The 14731-nt window shown below is 59.0% G+C and carries 17 protein-coding genes and 1 tRNA gene; 2 read left to right on the top strand and 16 right to left on the bottom strand.

Annotated features, from left to right (window positions below):
* Positions 1-9: 9 nt before the first annotated feature.
* The 16 genes from nuoK to ACIROY_RS13710 all read right to left on the bottom strand — a co-directional run bounded on the left by nuoK (position 10) and on the right by ACIROY_RS13710 (position 12912).
* On the bottom strand, positions 10-318 hold the full coding sequence (nuoK, locus tag ACIROY_RS13785) for an NADH-quinone oxidoreductase subunit NuoK (protein ID WP_016832380.1): 309 nt from the start codon (positions 316-318) through the stop codon (positions 10-12).
* A gap of 13 nt (positions 319-331) precedes the next feature.
* A complete protein-coding gene (locus tag ACIROY_RS13780) occupies positions 332-985 on the bottom strand; it encodes an NADH-quinone oxidoreductase subunit J (RefSeq protein WP_116433134.1) in 654 nt (217 codons plus the stop codon).
* A 135-nt stretch (positions 986-1120) separates the two neighbouring features.
* Positions 1121-1609, bottom strand: a complete 489-nt coding sequence (gene nuoI, locus ACIROY_RS13775; RefSeq protein ID WP_016832378.1) for an NADH-quinone oxidoreductase subunit NuoI — start codon at positions 1607-1609, stop codon at positions 1121-1123.
* 22 nt (positions 1610-1631) lie between these two features.
* Positions 1632-2711: an NADH-quinone oxidoreductase subunit NuoH gene (gene nuoH / locus ACIROY_RS13770; protein ID WP_402279692.1), complete on the bottom strand. Its 1080-nt coding sequence runs from the start codon at positions 2709-2711 to the stop codon at positions 1632-1634.
* Complete coding sequence (nuoG, locus tag ACIROY_RS13765; protein ID WP_402341992.1) at positions 2711-5038, bottom strand: NADH-quinone oxidoreductase subunit NuoG; 2328 nt, start codon at positions 5036-5038, stop codon at positions 2711-2713. Before nuoG ends, nuoH begins: the two co-directional genes overlap by 1 nt.
* A gap of 109 nt (positions 5039-5147) precedes the next feature.
* A complete protein-coding gene (gene nuoF, locus ACIROY_RS13760; protein ID WP_053199262.1) occupies positions 5148-6443 on the bottom strand; it encodes an NADH-quinone oxidoreductase subunit NuoF in 1296 nt (431 codons plus the stop codon).
* Positions 6440-6931 (bottom strand): NADH-quinone oxidoreductase subunit NuoE, encoded by a 492-nt coding sequence (gene nuoE / locus ACIROY_RS13755; protein WP_116433138.1) that lies wholly within the window; start codon positions 6929-6931, stop codon positions 6440-6442. The genes nuoF and nuoE overlap by 4 nt, the downstream gene beginning before the upstream one ends.
* 89 nt (positions 6932-7020) lie before the next feature.
* Positions 7021-8274: an NADH-quinone oxidoreductase subunit D gene (locus ACIROY_RS13750; RefSeq protein ID WP_116433139.1), complete on the bottom strand. Its 1254-nt coding sequence runs from the start codon at positions 8272-8274 to the stop codon at positions 7021-7023.
* On the bottom strand, positions 8274-8870 hold the full coding sequence (locus ACIROY_RS13745; protein ID WP_402279685.1) for an NADH-quinone oxidoreductase subunit C: 597 nt from the start codon (positions 8868-8870) through the stop codon (positions 8274-8276). Before ACIROY_RS13745 ends, ACIROY_RS13750 begins: the two co-directional genes overlap by 1 nt.
* Positions 8871-8888: 18 nt before the next feature.
* Complete coding sequence (locus ACIROY_RS13740; protein ID WP_029363014.1) at positions 8889-9365, bottom strand: NADH-quinone oxidoreductase subunit B family protein; 477 nt, start codon at positions 9363-9365, stop codon at positions 8889-8891.
* 3 nt (positions 9366-9368) lie between these two features.
* Positions 9369-9728 carry an NADH-quinone oxidoreductase subunit A gene (locus ACIROY_RS13735; RefSeq protein ID WP_029363013.1) on the bottom strand — a complete coding sequence of 120 codons (360 nt, stop codon included), beginning with the start codon at positions 9726-9728 and terminating at the stop codon, positions 9369-9371.
* A gap of 116 nt (positions 9729-9844) precedes the next feature.
* A tRNA-Leu gene (locus ACIROY_RS13730) sits at positions 9845-9929 on the bottom strand.
* 109 nt (positions 9930-10038) lie between these two features.
* The gene (gene secG, locus ACIROY_RS13725) at positions 10039-10413 is read right to left on the bottom strand and encodes a preprotein translocase subunit SecG (protein WP_402279682.1); all 375 of its coding nucleotides are present in this window, start codon (positions 10411-10413) and stop codon (positions 10039-10041) included.
* 30 nt (positions 10414-10443) lie between these two features.
* Entirely contained in the window at positions 10444-11205 is a 762-nt protein-coding gene (gene tpiA, locus ACIROY_RS13720) for a triose-phosphate isomerase (RefSeq protein WP_402279679.1), read from the bottom strand.
* 119 nt (positions 11206-11324) lie between these two features.
* Positions 11325-12305, bottom strand: coding sequence for an NAD(P)H-quinone oxidoreductase (locus ACIROY_RS13715; protein WP_402341990.1), 981 nt, complete (start codon positions 12303-12305; stop codon positions 11325-11327).
* A 52-nt stretch (positions 12306-12357) separates the two neighbouring features.
* Positions 12358-12912 (bottom strand): winged helix DNA-binding protein, encoded by a 555-nt coding sequence (locus tag ACIROY_RS13710; protein ID WP_053199273.1) that lies wholly within the window; start codon positions 12910-12912, stop codon positions 12358-12360.
* 154 nt (positions 12913-13066) lie between these two features.
* Here ACIROY_RS13710 and pxpB point away from each other — a divergent pair, with 154 nt between their 5' ends.
* Both pxpB and ACIROY_RS13700 read left to right on the top strand, forming a co-directional pair.
* Positions 13067-13720 carry a 5-oxoprolinase subunit PxpB gene (gene pxpB / locus ACIROY_RS13705; protein WP_402279674.1) on the top strand — a complete coding sequence of 218 codons (654 nt, stop codon included), beginning with the start codon at positions 13067-13069 and terminating at the stop codon, positions 13718-13720.
* Positions 13717-14727: a biotin-dependent carboxyltransferase family protein gene (locus ACIROY_RS13700; protein ID WP_402341988.1), complete on the top strand. Its 1011-nt coding sequence runs from the start codon at positions 13717-13719 to the stop codon at positions 14725-14727. The genes pxpB and ACIROY_RS13700 overlap by 4 nt, the downstream gene beginning before the upstream one ends.
* The last annotated feature ends 4 nt before the right edge of the window (positions 14728-14731 follow it).

The following is a 14731-nucleotide window of genomic DNA, read 5'->3' as shown; positions in this document are numbered from 1 at the left end:
CAAACGTGCTTATCCCTTGAGCGTGTCCAGGTCTTCCACGTTGATGGTGTCCAGATTACGGAACAGCACCACCAGAATGGCCAGGCCGATTGCGGACTCCGCAGCGGCGACGGTCAGGATGAAGAACACGAAGATCTGTCCTGCTGCATCGCCGAGGTAATGCGAAAAGGCAATGAAGTTCATATTCACCGCCAGCAGCATCAGTTCGATTGCCATGAGCAACACGATGACGTTCTTGCGGTTGAGGAAAATGCCGACGATCGAGATCGCGAACAGGATCGCGCCGAGGATCAGGTAATGCGAGAGCGAGAGGGTCATGATTGCGCGCTCCTTAAGCTTGTGGTCCTGCGCCGGATGCCTGAGCATCGCCGCCGGTGTTGGTGTCATTGCGAGTGGATTCAGCCTTCATCTTGACCAGGCGAACGCGATCGGTGCTCTTGACCTTGACTGCTTCGGCCGGCGAGAAGTACTTGCTGTCCTTGCGGCGACGCAGCGTCAGCGCCACGGCGGCGACGATGGCGACCAGCAGGATCACGGCGGCGACTTCAAAGGCGTAGACGTATTCGGTGTAGATCAGCATGCCCAGCGCCTTGGTGGTGCCGATGGTGTTCGATGCCGCCGGTACTTGCGCTTCCGGCGCCCAGAAGCTGCGCAACAGGACCGCTGCCATTTCCAGCACGATGATCACGCCGATGGTCGCGGCCAGCGGGAAGTATCCCCAGAAGCCCTCTCGCATCTTGTCGAGATTGATGTCCAGCATCATCACCACGAACAGGAACAGCACCATCACCGCCCCGACATAAACCAGCACCAGCACGATGGCGAGGAATTCCGCCTTCAGCAACATCCAGATGCCGGCCGCCGAAAAGAAGGCCAGCACGAGAAACAGGGCCGCATGCACCGGATTGCGGGCCGTAATGACGCGTAATGCGGCGAGCACGAGGACCACCGAAAACGCATAGAACAAGACAGTTTTAAATTCCATAATCAACCAAAAAGTTGGCTAAAACCAGCATCAGATCATTCGATCGCCCGATCCATCGATCAGGCTACCCAACAAGCTTCAGACCCGATCATCTCAGCGGCATGCAACAACCAGCGCATGCCGTCCCGAACTCAATCAACGATATGCCGCGTCTGCAGTACGTGCAGCGGCGATTTCATTTTCGTAACGATCACCAACGGCCAGCAGCATTTCCTTGGTGTAGTACAGATCGCCGCGCTTTTCACCGTGGTATTCCAGGATGTGCGTTTCAACGATCGAATCAACCGGGCATGACTCTTCGCAGAAGCCGCAGAAAATACACTTGGTCAGATCGATGTCGTAACGCGTGGTGCGGCGCGAACCGTCGTCACGCTGTTCCGATTCGATCGTGATCGCCATCGCCGGGCAAACCGCTTCGCACAGTTTGCAGGCGATGCAGCGCTCTTCACCGTTCGGATAGCGACGCAAGGCGTGCAGACCGCGGAAACGCGGCGACTGCGGCGTCTTCTCTTCCGGGAACTGAATCGTGATCTTGCGCGCAAACAGGTAGCGGCCGGTCAGGGCCAGGCCCTTGAACAGCTCCCGCAACATCAGGCTGCCGAAAAAATCCTTAATAGCTTCCATGCTTCTCACCTCAGCCTTTACATTACTTCCAAATATTCCACGAGGTCTGCATCCAGGTCGCAACGATGACCAGATACACCAATGTCAGCGGAATGAACACTTTCCAGCCCAGACGCATGATCTGGTCATAGCGGTAACGCGGGAACGATGCGCGCACCCAGATAAATAGCGACACAATGAAGAACGTCTTGATACCGAGCCATATCCAGCCAGGGATGAAGTCCAACACGCTCAGCGGCGATGCCCAGCCGCCCAGGAACAGCAGCGCGGTCAGGATCGAAATCAGCCACATGTTGGCGTATTCAGCCAGGAAGAACATCGCAAACGACATACCCGAGTATTCGATCATGTGACCGGCCACGATTTCGGATTCGCCTTCGACCACGTCGAACGGGTGACGGTTGGTTTCAGCGATGCCCGAGACGATGTAGATCACGAAAATCGGCAGCAGCGACAACCAGTTCCACGACAGGAAACCGACGCCGTGGTCGGCGAAGAAGCCTTTGCCCTGGCTAGTGACGATGTCGATCAGGTTCAGGCTGCCGGACACCATCAGCACGATGACCAGGCAGAAGCCCATCGAGATTTCGTACGAGACCATCTGCGCCGAAGCGCGCATGGCGCCGAGGAAGGCGTACTTCGAGTTGGACGCCCAGCCGGCGATGATCACGCCGTAGACTTCCATCGACGTGATCGCCATGACGAACAGCAGGCCGGCATTGACGTTGGCGATGACCGCTTCAGGTCCGAACGGAATCACCGCCCAGGCAGCCAGCGCCGGCATGATGGTCATGATCGGTGCGATGAAGAACAGCACCTTGCTGGCGCGCGCCGGCGTGGTCACTTCCTTGAAGATCAGTTTCAGCGCGTCGGCGATCGGTTGCAGCAGACCGGCGGGGCCGACGCGATTCGGACCGAGACGAACGTGCATCCAGCCGATCAGCTTGCGTTCCCACAGCGTCAGGTAAGCGACGCAGCCCAGCAGCGGCACCATCACGACCAGAATCTTCAGCAGACTCCAGACGAAGGTCCACACATACGGCCAGGCGGTGCCCAGATACGTGGGGCCGACTGCGTTGATGTTGGCAATCAGTTGATCCATTACGCTTTCTCCACAACGATTGCGCCGAACATGCTGCCCAGATTAGCGGTGCTTGCATGGGCGGCTGCCACACGTACGACATTTTCCGGCAGGTTCTTGTCGATGCCTGCAGTCAGCAGCGCGCTGCCCTGCCCTTGCTTGATGCTCACGCGATCGCCGGCGGCGATGCCGAGCTTTTGCGACAAGGCGGCCGACAACCATGCCTTCGGCGCCTGGCCGTCTTGCGTTTGCAGCAGCGCCGGCGAACGGCGTGCGATGGCATCGGCAAAATGGATAGGCACATCGGCCAGGCGTTCCAGCGCGCCGTTGGCGGCCGCGTTGCCCGCTTGCGGCGCCAGCTTGGCGATATTGTTCAGACGCGCGGACAGATCGGTTTCTTCGCCGATGACTTCGGTGCGAATCGATTCCGAGGTTTCGTAGTCGAAATTTTGCAGACCGAGCAGATTGCCCAGGACGCGCAACACCTTCCATGCCGGACGAGCGTCACCCAGCGGCTTGACGGTGCCGTTGAAGCTTTGTGCGCGGCCTTCGGCGTTGACGAAGGTGCCGGCTGTTTCAGTGAACGGTGCGATCGGCAGCAACACGTCGGCGTAATCCGCGCCGTGTTTGAATGCCGACATCACGACGACCATTTCGGCTTGCTTCAGCGCAGCGGTAGCAGCTTGGGCATCATGGCTGTCGAGTTCCGGTTCGGCGTTCAACAGGAGGTAGGCCTTGCGCGGTTGCGCGAAGGCTTGCAGCGCGTTGGCGCCGTCCTTGCCTGGGATCGCGTTGGCGAGGTAACCGCCGACGGCGTTGCCGCCTTCAGTCAGGTAGCCCAGCTTGGCGCCGGTTTGTTCGGCGATCCATTGTGCGGCGGCGTGCAGTTGCGATGCTTGCGGATGTTGCGCAGCGGCGTTGCCCAGCAACACGGCCTTGGATGCACCCGACAACAGGCTTGCTGCGGTCTGCTTGGCTTCCTGCGAAATCTCAACGTTTTCGAAACCAGCCGGTGCGGCGACGCTCTTGGCTTGCGCCACGGCGGCAACGATGCCGCTCAGTGCCGCCAGCCATGCGGACGGTGCTGCGATGATCTTGTTGGCGACCGGCATCAGCAGGTCGTCGTCGGCGGCGTGCAGGACGCTGATCTTGGCGCCGCTCTTGACTGCCTGGCGCAGACGCGCGGTCAGCAACGGATGATCCTTGCGCAGGAACGAGCCGATGATCAGGGCGCGGTTCAGTTCGGAGAACTCGACGATGGACATGCCCAGCCATGGAGTGACCTGATGGTCCAGCGCGAAGTCGGACTGACGCAGGCGGAAATCGATGTTTTCCGAACCCAGGCCGCGCACGACTTTTTGCAGCAATGTCAGTTCTTCCAGCGTCGAGTACGGCGTACCCAATGCAGCGATGGCGCTGGCGCCGTGTTCGTGGCGGATGTTGCGCAGGCCGTGTGCGACGTATTCCAGCGCAACTTGCCATTCGACTTCCTGCCACTTGCCGTCTTGCTTCAACATCGGCTTGGTCAAGCGCTCTTCGCTGTCCAGCGCTTCGTAGGAGAAACGGTCCTTGTCGGAAATCCAGCATTCGTTGACCGCTTCGTTTTCCAGCGGCAGAACGCGCATGACCTTGCCGCCCTTGACCTGAACGATCAGGTTGGCGCCGAGGCTGTCGTGCGGGCTGACCGACTTGCGACGCGACAATTCCCAGGTACGTGCAGCGTAGCGGAACGGCTTCGATGTCAACGCGCCGACCGGGCACAGATCGATCATGTTGCCGGACAGTTCGGAGTTGACGGTGTTGCCGACGAAGGTAGTGATTTCGGAGTGCTCGCCGCGACCCAGCATGCCCAGTTCCATGACGCCGGCGACTTCCTGGCCGAAACGTACGCAACGTGTGCAGTGGATGCAACGATTCATTTCCTTCATGGAGATCAGCGGGCCGACGTCCTTCGGAGGAACCACGCGCTTTTCTTCTTCGTAGCGCGATGTCGAACCACCGTAGCCGACCGCCAGATCCTGCAGTTGGCACTCGCCGCCCTGATCGCAGATCGGGCAATCCAGCGGGTGATTGATCAGCAGGAATTCCATGACGCCTTTTTGCGCCTTGACCGCCTTGTCGCTCGCGGTACGAACGATCATGCCGGCCGTGACCGGAGTGGCACAGGCAGGCAGAGGCTTCGGCGCTTTTTCAACGTCGACCAGACACATGCGGCAGTTCGCCGCAATGGATAATTTTTTGTGATAGCAAAAATGAGGAATGTAAGTGCCGACCTTGTTGGCAGCATCCATAACCATGCTGCCTTCTTGCACTTCAACTTTTTTGCCGTCTATTTCGATTTCAACCATGGCTTTTTGCCCAAGCTAAGTATTCTTTTGACCTTGAAGACATGCGCCCTGCCTTGTCGCCGATCGCATGTCTTGCCGTGCTGCCTAATGCTGTACTTGACGCTATGCGTTAAATATAAGCAGGCACCGAGCAGTGTTTGTGCTCGATGTGATACTCAAATTCTTCGCGGAAGTTCTTGATGAAAGCACGCACCGGCATTGCCGCCGCATCGCCGAGCGCACAGATGGTGCGGCCCTGGATGTTGTCGGCAACCGAATTGAGCACATCGAGGTCTTCCAGCTTGCCGTGACCGTTTTCGATACGCTCCACCATGCGGTACATCCAGCCGGTGCCTTCGCGGCACGGCGTACATTGACCGCAGGATTCTTCGTAGTAGAAATACGCCAGGCGCAACAGCGACTTGACCATGCAACGCGTTTCATCCATGACGATGACAGCGCCCGAACCCAGCATCGAGCCGGCCTTGGCGATGGCATCGTAGTCCATGGTGGTTTCCATCATGACGTCGCCGCGGATCACCGGAGCGGACGAGCCGCCAGGGATGACTGCTTTAAGCTTCTTGCCGCCGCGCATGCCGCCCGCCAGTTCCAGCAGTGTCGAGAACGGCGTGCCGAGCGGGATTTCGTAGTTGCCCGGACGTTCGACGTCGCCCGAGATCGAGAAGATCTTGGTGCCGCCGTTGTTCGGCTTGCCGATGTCGGCGTAGGCTTGCGCGCCGATCTTGAAGATGAACGGCACAGCAGCAAACGTTTCGGTGTTGTTGATCGTGGTCGGCTTGCCGTACAGGCCGAAGCTGGCAGGGAACGGCGGCTTGAAGCGCGGTTGGCCCTTCTTGCCTTCGAGCGACTCCAGCAGCGCAGTTTCTTCGCCGCAGATGTAGGCGCCGTAACCGTGGTGACCGTGCAGCTGGAAGCTGAAATTGGTGCCGAGGATGTTATCGCCCAGGAAGCCGGCTGCGCGTGCCTCTTCCAGCGCTTCTTCAAAACGCAGGTACGCGTCGAAGATTTCGCCGTGGATGTAGTTGTAGCCGACCGTGATGCCCATTGCGTAGCCGCCGATGATCATGCCTTCGATCAGCGAGTGCGGATTGTAGCGAATGATGTCGCGGTCCTTGAATGTACCCGGTTCGCCTTCATCGCTGTTGCAGACCAGGTACTTTTGTCCTGGGAACTGGCGCGGCATGAAGCTCCACTTCAGGCCGGTCGGGAAACCTGCACCGCCGCGACCACGCAAGCCCGAGGACTTGAGTTCGGCGATGACTTGTTCAGGCGTGATGTTTTCAGCCAGGATGCGCTTGAGCGACTCGTAGCCGCCGCGCTTGACGTAATCCTCCAGATGCCAGTTCTGGCCATCCAGATCCGCCAGAATCAGCGGCTTGATATGACGATCGTGCAGACAAGTCATTTCTTCAGTTCCTCCAGCAGCGCGTCGATCTTGTCGTTCGACATCCAGCTGCACATGCGGTGATTGTTGACCAGCATGACAGGTGCGTCGCCGCATGCGCCCATGCATTCGCCTTCGACGATCGTGAACTGACCGTCGGCGGTGGTTTCCTTGTAGCCGACACCGAGCGTGTGCTTCAGGTGATGCGCTGCACGATCGCCGCCCGACAGCAGGCATGGCAGATTCGTACAGACGGTGATCTTGTGCTTGCCCTGCGGGCTGGTGTTGAACATGTTGTAGAACGTGGCGACTTCCTGCACGGCCACCGCAGGCATGCCGATGTAATCGGCGATTTCCTGTTGCAGCTCAGCAGGCAGCCAGCCGTGTTCGACCTGCGCAATGCGCAGCGCGGACATGACGGCAGACTGGCGTTGATCCGCCGGGTATTTCGCGAGTTCGCGATCGATTTTCTTAAGAGCGTCTTGACTTAACAGCATATCGTTGGCCATCCGTGCGCATGGTTTGTTGAGAACCTGCGCGGGTTTATCGGATATTCCCCAGAACCTAATGGGTTTTCAAAAACATCCAGGGACCGGTTTTACCGGTCGATTTCACCAAACACAATGTCTTGCGTACCGATGATGGTTACGGCATCGGCAATCATGTGCCCCTTGGCCATCTCGTTGAGACTTTGCAAATGCGCATAACCCGGCGCGCGGATCTTCATCCGGTAAGGCTTGTTGGCGCCGTCCGACACGAGGTAGATGCCGAACTCGCCCTTCGGATGCTCGACCGCTGCATATGTTTCGCCCGGCGGCACGTGGAAGCCTTCGGTGAACAGTTTGAAGTGGTGAATCAGGTCTTCCATGTTGGACTTCATGTCCACGCGTGGCGGCGGCGCAATCTTGTGATTGTCGATGATGACCGGACCCGGGTTGTTGCGCAGCCACTCGACGCATTGCTTGATGATGCGGTTCGACTGGCGCATTTCTTCCACGCGCACCAGATAGCGGTCGTAGCAGTCGCCGTTCTTGCCGACCGGGATGTCGAAATCGAGCAGGTCGTAGACTTCGTACGGCTGCTTCTTGCGCAGATCCCATTCGATGCCCGAGCCACGCAGCATCGGACCGGAAAAGCCCATTGCCATTGCGCGTTCCGGCGAGACCACGCCGACGCCGACCAGACGCTGCTTCCAGATACGGTTGTCGGTCAGCAGTGTTTCGTACTCGTCGACGTATTTCGGGAAACGGTTGGTGAAGTCCTCAATGAAGTCCAGCATCGAGCCCTGGCGATTTTCATTGAGTTGCTTGATGGCTTTGTCGTTGCGGATGATCGATGCCTTGTACTGCGGCATGGTTTCCGGCAGATCGCGATACACGCCGCCCGGACGATAGTAGGCCGCATGCATGCGTGCGCCGGACACGGCTTCGTAGCAATCCATCAAATCTTCGCGTTCGCGGAAGGCGTACAGCAGCACGCCCATCGCGCCGACGTCCAGACCGTGGGCGCCGATCCACATCAGGTGGTTCAGCAGACGGGTGATTTCGTCGAACATGACGCGGATGTACTGGGCGCGCAGCGGCACTTCGATGCCGAGCAGCTTCTCGATGGCCATGACGTAGGCGTGCTCATTGCACATCATCGACACGTAATCGAGGCGGTCCATGTACGGAACCGATTGCAGATAGGTTTTTTGCTCGGCCAGCTTTTCGGTGCCGCGATGCAGCAGACCGATATGCGGGTCGGCGCGCTGAATGACTTCGCCGTCCAACTCCAGCACCAGGCGCAGCACACCGTGCGCGGCCGGATGCTGCGGACCAAAGTTCAGCGTGTAATTCTTGATTTCAGCCATTATTTAATCCCGTAGTTTTCTTCACGAATGACACGCGGCGTGATTTCACGCGGCTCAATCGTTACGGGTTGATAAACCACGCGTTTTTGTTCGGCGTCGTAACGCATTTCGACATAGCCCGACACCGGGAAGTCCTTGCGGAACGGATGGCCGATGAAGCCGTAGTCGGTGAGGATGCGACGCAAGTCGTCATGCCCGTCGAACAGGATGCCGTAGAAGTCGAAAGTCTCGCGCTCATACCAGTTGGCGGCGGACCAGATATTCATGAGCGAGGCCACCAGCGGCATGTCGTCGTCCGGCGCAAAAACCCGCACGCGAACGCGCCAGTTATGCGTCAGCGACAGCAGATGCGAGACCACCGCAAAGCGCGGACCGTCCCAGACGCCGTCGCCGTACGTCGAGTAGTCGACGCCGCACAGGTCCATCAATTCTTCGAAACGGGTATCGGCGTGATCGCGCAGAACGCGCATCGCCGAAAGATAATCGGCGGACTTGACCACTACCGTGATCTCGCCCAAAGACACTGTCAAATTCTGAAGATACCCTCCAAGCGCGTTGCGCAAGGCAGCTTCGAGAGTTTCCAATTTTGTCGTCATACTGACCCTTCCACTCTCTTAGCGCGCAATGGTATTGGTGCGCTTGATCTTATTTTGCAGCTGGATCACGCCATACAGCAGCGCTTCGGCTGTCGGCGGGCAGCCTGGAACATACACGTCGACCGGCACGATACGGTCGCAACCGCGCACGACGGAATACGAATAGTGATAGTAGCCGCCGCCGTTGGCACAGGATCCCATCGAGATCACCCAGCGCGGCTCGGCCATCTGGTCGTACACCTTGCGCAGCGCCGGCGCCATCTTGTTGCACAGCGTGCCGGCAACAATCATGACATCGGACTGACGCGGCGACGGGCGGAACATGATGCCAAAACGATCCAGGTCGTAACGCGAGGCGCCGACGTGCATCATTTCAACCGCACAGCACGCCAGACCAAAGGTCATCGGCCACATGGAACCGGTACGGGTCCAGTTGATTACCTTATCCAGCGAGGTGGTAACAAACCCTTCGTTTAATACGCCTTCAATTGACATGGCTCACTCCCAATCCAGGGCACCCTTTTTCCAGATGTACCAAAAACCGACAACAAATTCAGCGATGAAGACCATCATCGTGATGTAGCCAGACCAGCCCAGGTCGCGCATGGAAACGCCCCACGGGAAGAAAAATGCAGTTTCGAGATCGAACAGAATGAACAGGATGGCGACGAGGTAATACCGCACATCGAACTTCATGCGGGCATCTTCAAAAGCTTCAAAGCCGCATTCGTAAGGAGAGGTCTTTTGCGCATCAGGCCGGTGAGGCCCGAGCAAACGACCGAGTAACTGAGGAGCGACACCGACACCGATGCCAACTAGGATAAACAACAGAACTGGAAAGTAATTTTCGAGGTTCACGATTTGGCGTAGGTTTGTTGATAATTAGCGGAATGATTCTCAATATCAAACAGCTTTTTCCTCGACAAAAAGCCAGCTCGGGACTTGGTCCTTTGCTGGCTTTTCTCGGTATTTCATGGTGCCGACGACGAGACTCGAACTCGTACAGCTTTCGCCACTACCCCCTCAAGATAGCGTGTCTACCAATTTCACCACGTCGGCTTGAGACTGCAATTGTAACCCGTTTTGATGCTCTTGTTCAATGCACAATCACACTAAAACTTCACAATCTGCTTTAAGTTTTGCGCATTATTACACTCTGCGCAAAAGACTATTTCGGAATCTGATTTGATTGATCTGCAGGATTTGCAGGAGCTGCTGCAGGAGCGCCCGATGCAGCGGGAGTTGCCGGAATTGCGGCAGCCGGAGCAGGCAAATTATCCATAACGCCACCAGATTGCGAAACATGATGATTGCCGACGAATGCCAGCGCAAGAGTCGCCGCAAAAAAGATCGCAGCAGCGATGCCGGTCGACTTCGACAAGAAGTTGGAAGAACCCGTGGCGCCGAACAAGCTGCCCGACGCGCCCGAACCGAACGCAGCCCCCATATCCGCCCCTTTGCCGTGCTGCAGCAGAACCAGACCGATGATAGTCAGCGCCGCGAGCACCTGAATCACAACAATAACAGTAAATAAAGTATTCATATAGCCATCTTAAATTAAAACAACAAACAATCAGTTGCCCTGGGCAGCCTGGACAATCGCCAGGAAATCCGCTGCTTTCAGAGCCGCGCCACCGATCAGACCACCATCAATATCCGACATGGCCAGCAGTTCTTTGGCGTTATCGGGTTTCATGCTACCACCGTAGAGGATTTGCACCCTGACGGCGGCGTCAGCATTTTTTGCGGCCAGTCGCGCGCGCAACATCGCGTGCACATCCTGCGCCATGTCGGGCGTGGCCGTCTTGCCTGTGCCGATGGCCCAGACCGGCTCGTATGCCACCACAATCTTTTGCACGTCGGCCGCATCCAGCGCAGCCAGCACGACATCGAGCTGGCCGCCGACGACGGCGTTGGTGCGCCCTGCCTCGCGTTCGGCCAATGTTTCACCCACGCAGACGATAGGCGTCAATCCGGATTTCAGCGCCGCAGCGGCCTTGGCCGCAACCGCCGCGTCGTTTTCGCCGTGATAGGCGCGACGCTCGGAATGGCCGACGATGGCGTATTTGCAAGCGAATTCGGCCAGCATGGCCGCCGACACTTCACCGGTGTACGCGCCGCTTGCATGCGCGGAGACATCTTGCGAACCCAAAGCCAGCGCGGAGCCGGCAACAGCCGCCTGCACTTGCGCCAGGTAAGGCGCCGGCACGCACACGGCGACGTCGGCATTGACGCCGACGGCAGCCAGACCGGCTTTGACATCGGCGACCAGCGCGGCGTTGGCGGCGAGGCCGCCATTCATTTTCCAGTTACCGGCAACTAATTTACGGCGCATAAAAGGGAGAGCCAAAGGACGAATTAAGGGGAGAATTCTGAATAACCCCGCATTCTATCGCGCCGCGGCAAACCCGGTCAAACCAAACACCCCGGCATCTGGCGCCTGCCCGATATTCTTCAGTCCAGCGTCAGCATGATCTTGCCGACATGCGCACTCGATTCCATCAGTGCATGGGCCTCTGCCGCCTGCCCCAGCGGGAACGTCTTGTAGATCACCGGCTTGACCTTGCCGCTGGCCAGCAGCGGCCAGACGCGCTCCTGCAACTGCTGCGCGATGAAGGCTTTGAACTCCACCGGACGCGGACGCAGGGTCGACCCGGTGACGGTCAGGCGGCGACGCAGGATCTGGCTCATGTCCAGCTGCCCCTTGGCGCCGCCCAGCAAGGCAATGATGACCAGCCGGCCATCGTCGGCCAGGGTCTTGATTTCGCGCGGCAGGTAGTCGCCGCCGACCATGTCCAGGATGACATCGACGCCGCGGCCTTCGGTGGCGGCCTTGAGGACTTCTTCGAAATCTTCAGTACGGTAGTTGATGGCGAGCTCAGCCCCCAGCTCTTCGCAGGCGCGGCATTTGTCATCCGAGCCGGCGGTAGCAAAGACACGATGCCCCAGTGCGGCTGCGATCTGGATCGCGGTCACACCGATACCGGAGGAGCCGCCCTGCACCAGCAGGGTTTCGCCCGGCGCCAGTCGCGCCCGCTCGAACACGTTGCTCCAGACGGTGAAGAAATTTTCCGGCAGCGCCGCCGCCTGCAACGCGCTCAGACCTTGCGGCACCGGCAGGCATTGCGCCAGCGGCGCTGCGCAATATTCCGCATAGCCGCCGCCCTGCACCAGCGCGCACACCAGATCGCCCTTTTTGAAGACGCTGCCGCTCAGATCGCCGTCGACGATTTCGCCGGCCACTTCCAGCCCCGGCAGATCCGAGGCGCCCGGGGGCACCGGATAATTGCCCTGGCGCTGAAATACGTCTGGACGATTGACGCCCGCCGCATGAACCTTGATCAGGATTTCGCCGGTTTTCAGCTGCGGCAGCGGGCGTTCGCACAACTGCAGCACTTCCGGCCCGCCGAATTCGGTAATTTCGATTGCTCGCATGATTTTCCCTCTGCGCCCCCAGTGGGAGACGCCGTCGATGGCCGACGGTTGCTTACAACGATGCGGCCGCGCGCGCGGCGGTATCGTACAAACCGGAGGCGCTGCGCAACAATTGCGCGGCCTCGCCGATGGCCTGGTTCTGGATGCCGCTGTCGACCTGCACTTCGATCAGGCAGCGCTCGCGCACTTCCTTGTAGCGCATGCACAGTTGCTGGCCTTCGTCGGTGGTCGAAAACAGCAGTTCCTTGCCGGCCTTCTCGCTCTTCACGTAACCCGCCTTGACCAGTTTCTTGAGCGCATAGGTGACAACGTGCGTATCCTCAATATTCAGGACAAAGCAAATGTCCGCGAGTTTCTTTTTGCGCTCGCGGTGGTTCACGTGATGCAACAAAGAGACCTCGATTGCCGTCATATCTTTGGCGCCTGCGGCCATCATGCAACGCATCATCCAGCGATTGAATGCATTACCTGCCATGATGAGGGCATATTCCAGCTCCGACAGCTCGGCGCTGCGCTCGGAAACGAGATGATTGGAGGAGACGATTTTGGTCGGAGATTTTTGTGTCACGGCCTGTTCCGGCGTGTTTTTCAAGGATTTGTCACTCATAAGCTTTTTTCTGTCATGAAAATGTTCGTACAACTACGACACTATATAGCAATCTTAAATAAATAATTTATCTATATATTGTCTATACCTTGTCCGAAATGTATGATCCCTCGGGATTAACGGGCGCAAGCCTTCCAGCCAGATCCGGATGACAATGATTCAACCTCAACTCCACTTTCTCGGCGACGGCGCACTATTGTGCAATCTGCCGCCGCCGGCCACCCTGTCACATCAGCAGCGCATCTGGAGTCTCGCCGACACCGCCGCGGACTGGCCCGAAGTTGCCGAAGTCGTCCCTGGCATGAACAACCTGACGCTGATCCTGCGCCGCCCCATTGTCGATATGGATGCCGTCTCAAAGCGCATCCTCGACAGCTGGAAATACCTCGACGTAGGCCAGCTGAGCGGCCGCAACATCGACATCCCTGTCGTGTATGGCGGCGCCGGCGGTCCCGACCTCGACGTCATTGCGCGCCATACCGGCCTCTCGACGGCGGAGGTCATCCGCCGTCACAGCGAAGGCGAATACGTCGTCTACTTCATCGGCTTCATGCCCGGCTTCGCCTACATGGGCGGCCTCGATCCGCAACTCGCGACACCGCGCCAGGATGAACCGCGCCTCTCGATTCCCGCAGGCTCGGTCGGCATCGGCGGTGAACAGACCGGCATTTATCCGCTGGCCTCGCCGGGCGGCTGGCAATTGCTCGGACGCACCGCGCTGCCGCTGTTCGATCCGACGCAAAATCCGCCAACCCTGCTGCGCCCGGGCGACCGCGTCCGCTTTACCGTGGAACGGATCGCCAAATGATCGATATCATCCAACCCGGCCTGCTGACTTCGGTGCAGGATCTCGGCCGCCCCGGTCATCGGCAGCTCGGCATCAATCCAGGCGGAGCACTCAATCCGCTGGCGCTCAGCACTGCCAACCTGCTGGTCGGCAACGACGTCAATGCCGCTGGCCTTGAAATCACCATGGGCGCCTGTGAGCTGCGGTTCACCACCGACACGCGTATCGCGCTAGGCGGTGACGATTTCGACGCGCGGATCGACGACAAACCGCTGGCGCCTTACTGGAGCACGCCGGTACGCCCAGGACAGACGCTGCGCCTTGCCCACGTCGGCCGCAGCGGTGCGCCAGGCATGCGCACCTGCCTGGCCGTCGCGGGCGGCATTGACGTTCCCGTCATCCTGGACTCGCGCAGCACTGACCTCAAGGCCGGCTTCGGCGGCCACCAGGGGAGGATCCTGCGCAAGGGCGACCGCCTGCCGCTGGGCGACGCCGGCGTCAAAGCGACCGGACCGGCCTTCGGCGTACGTTCACCGCAATGGAGCGGCCTTAGCGCACAGGCCAACGACAGCAGCAAACTGATCACGCTGCGAGTGCTGCCCGGGCCCGAATTCGAACAATTCACGGTCGCCGCCCGCAACACGCTGTGGCACGACAAGTGGCGCATCACGCCCAACAGCAACCGCATGGGCTACCGCCTGGAAGGTCCTGAACTCAAGCGCAAGCAAAGTCGCGACCTGCTGTCGCACGGCGTGGTGCCGGGCGTGATTCAGGTGCCGCCCTCCGGCCAGCCGATCATCCTGATGGGCGATGCACAGACCACCGGTGGTTACCCGAAGATCGGCGTGGTCATCGCGGCGGACATGTGGAAGCTCGCGCAGGCGCCGCTCAATGGCTTGCTGCAACTGCAACTCTGCGATCTGGAACAAGCCTTGCATGCATGGGAAGAACAACAGCGCTACCTCGCCCATGTCGAACAAACCGTCGCTGCGCTCGATTGGTCACGCGCGACGCAATACCGGAAATAAGGAC

The sequence above is a fragment of the Herbaspirillum sp. NPDC101396 genome, from assembly GCF_044767365.1.
Taxonomy (GTDB): Bacteria; Pseudomonadota; Gammaproteobacteria; order Burkholderiales; family Burkholderiaceae_D; genus Herbaspirillum.
Note: the sequence above shows the minus strand (reverse complement) of the source record. Positions and strands in the feature narration are given on the sequence as shown.